Origin of the sequence: Rubrivirga sp. (assembly GCF_049648075.1) — a bacterium.
Lineage (GTDB): Bacteria > Bacteroidota > Rhodothermia > Rhodothermales > Rubricoccaceae > Rubrivirga.
On sequence record NZ_JBARYR010000301.1, the window covers coordinates 1 to 2,761 of the forward strand.

Below are 2,761 nucleotides of genomic sequence, written 5' to 3' on the forward strand. Positions count from 1 at the left end.
CGGTGGAGCCGGTCGGGGACGGGGCACTCGAGGACGAGGCGTCGGCCGCGGCGACTGGGAGTGATTTGACCGTACGGTACCGAGTGGTACCAGATTCTGCGCCTCCTTGCACCGATCTGCACCAGAAGGGAGAATCAGTCTCATCGCAAAACGGTCTCCAGCTGCCCAGGTGGCGTCTAGAGACCGATTTGTACGGTGGAGCCAAGGAGATTCGAACTCCTGACCTCCGCAGTGCGATTGCGGCGCTCTACCAACTGAGCTATGGCCCCGGACCGTCAGGATAGCCTGCCCTCGTCCTCGAGGGCAACACGCCCGGTCGGGACAAACCGTGAAGCACGCCCTCGAGGACGAAGAGACGAGGCAGAGCGCGCAGCCAGGGCACCTCGGCGCCAGACGCGGGTATGATAGCACCTGAGATCCGACACCCGCCCTCCCGAATGGCCGACTCCCTCTTCGACGCCCGCGACACCCTCGACACGTCCGCCGGCTCACACACCTATTACCGCTTGGACCGCGTTGCCGACGAGACCGGCGCCGACCTCGAAAAGCTCCCGTTCTCGATCAAGGTCCTGATGGAGAACGCGCTCCGCCAGGCCGACCTTCCCGGCCCCGTCGGCGAGGACGACGTGCGGAACCTGGCCGGCTACGACCCCGCCGCCCCAGCCGAGGTCGAGATCCCGTTCACGCCCGCCCGCGTGCTGCTCCAGGACTTTACCGGCGTCCCCGCCGTCGTCGACCTGGCCGCGCTCCGGTCCGCGATGGCCCGCAACGGCGGCGACCCCGAGGCGATCAACCCGCGCGTGCCCGTCGACTTGGTGATCGACCACTCGGTCCAGGTCGACAGCTTCGCCCTCCCGCAGGCGTTCCAGATCAACGCCGACATCGAGTTCCAGCGCAACAACGAGCGCTACGAGTTCCTGCGGTGGGGCTCCAAGGCGTTCGACAACTTCAGCGTCGTGCCGCCCGAGCGGGGGATCTGCCACCAGGTCAACCTCGAGTACATCGCGCGCAGCGTCTGGACGAGCCCCGGCGACGACGGCCTGCCCGTCGCCTACCCCGACACGCTCGTCGGGACGGACAGCCACACGACGATGATCAACGGGTTGGGCGTGCTCGGGTGGGGCGTCGGCGGCATCGAGGCCGAGGCGGCCATGCTGGGCCAGCCGATCTACATGCTGATGCCCAAGGTGGTCGGCTTCCGGCTCAAGGGGCAGCTTCGCGAGGGCGTCACGGCGACGGACCTGACGCTGACCGTGACCCAGATGCTCCGCGCCCACGGCGTCGTCGGCAAGTTCGTCGAGTTCTTCGGGACTGGGCTGAGCACCATGTCGCTGCCCGACCGCGCGACGATTGCCAACATGGCGCCCGAGTACGGCGCCACAATGGGCTTCTTCCCGATCGACGACGAGACGCTCGACTACCTCCGTCGCACCAATCGCAGCGAGGCCGACGTCGAGCTCGTCGAGGCGTACTGCAAGGCGCAGGGCCTCTTCCGCACCGACGACACGCCGGACCCCGAGTTCGAGGCCGTCCTGGAGCTCGACCTCGAGGACGTCCAGCCCTCGATGTCGGGACCGAAGCGCCCCCAGGACCGGATCGTGCTGGGCGACGTCCAGCGCGAGTTCCGCGAGAGCCTGACGCGCCCGGCCAGCCCCCAAGGGTTCGGCCTCGAGGCCGACGCGCTCGACAACACAGGGAAGTACAAGGACGACAAGGGCAACGAGCTCGACCTGAAGCACGGCGACGTGGCCATCGCGGCCATCACGAGCTGCACGAACACCTCGAACCCCAGCGTCATGCTGGCGGCCGGGCTCCTGGCCAAAAAGGCCGTCGAGCGCGGAATGTCGGTCAAGCCGTACGTCAAGACGTCGCTCGCGCCGGGCTCGCGCGTGGTCACGGCCTACCTCGAGAAAGCCGGCCTGCAGAGCTACCTCGACCAACTCGGCTACAACCTGGTCGGGTACGGGTGCACGACGTGCATCGGCAACTCGGGACCGCTGCCGCAGCCGGTCGCGGACGCCGTCGTCGAGGGCGACCTGATCGTGTCGGGCGTGCTCTCAGGCAACCGCAACTTTGAGGGCCGCATCCACGCCTTGGTCAAGGCCAACTACCTCGCGAGCCCACCGCTCGTCGTCGCCTACGCGCTCGCTGGCACGGTCGATATCGACCTGCAGAACGACGTGCTGGGGCAGGACCAGGACGGCAACGACGTCTACCTCAAGGACCTGTGGCCGAGCCAGCAGGAGATCCTGGACGCGGTGCAGAGCGCGGTGACGCGCGAGCAGTTCGAAGAACTGTACGACGGCATCGAGGACTCGAACCCGCGCTGGAACGCGATCGAGACGTCCGAGGGCGCCGTGTACGACTGGCAGGACGCGTCGACCTACATCCAGGAGCCGCCGTTCTTTATGGACGTGACGCCCGAGATCCCGGGCATCGAGCCCATCGAGGGCGCCAGGACGTTGGTCAAGGCCGGCGACTCGACCACGACGGATCACATCTCGCCCGCTGGCGCGATTCCCAAGTCGGAGCCGGCCGGGCAGTTTTTGCAGGACCGCGGCGTCGAGCCGAAGGACTTCAACTCGTTCGGCAGCCGCCGCGGCAACGACCGCGTGATGACGCGCGGCACGTTCGGCAACATCCGCCTGCGCAACCAGATGGCGCCGGGCACCGAGGGCGGCTGGACGATGAAGGACGGCGAGAAGATGTACATCTACGACGCTGCCCAAGAGTACGAGGCCGAGGGCACGCCACTCGTGGT

The 2,761-nt window shown here is 67.5% G+C and carries 1 protein-coding gene and 1 tRNA gene; one reads left to right on the forward strand and one right to left on the reverse strand.

All coding sequences use genetic code 11. The features are described 5' to 3' along the window. Nucleotides 1-196: 196 nt before the first annotated feature. Nucleotides 197-269: transfer RNA gene (locus WBA11_RS08950), tRNA-Ala, on the reverse strand. 168 nt (nucleotides 270-437) lie between these two features. Between WBA11_RS08950 and acnA the strand changes: the two genes are divergently transcribed. Beyond that, nucleotides 438-2,761 (forward strand): aconitate hydratase AcnA (gene acnA, locus WBA11_RS08955; protein WP_424520355.1); only part of this gene is annotated, 2,324 nt, incomplete at its 3' end.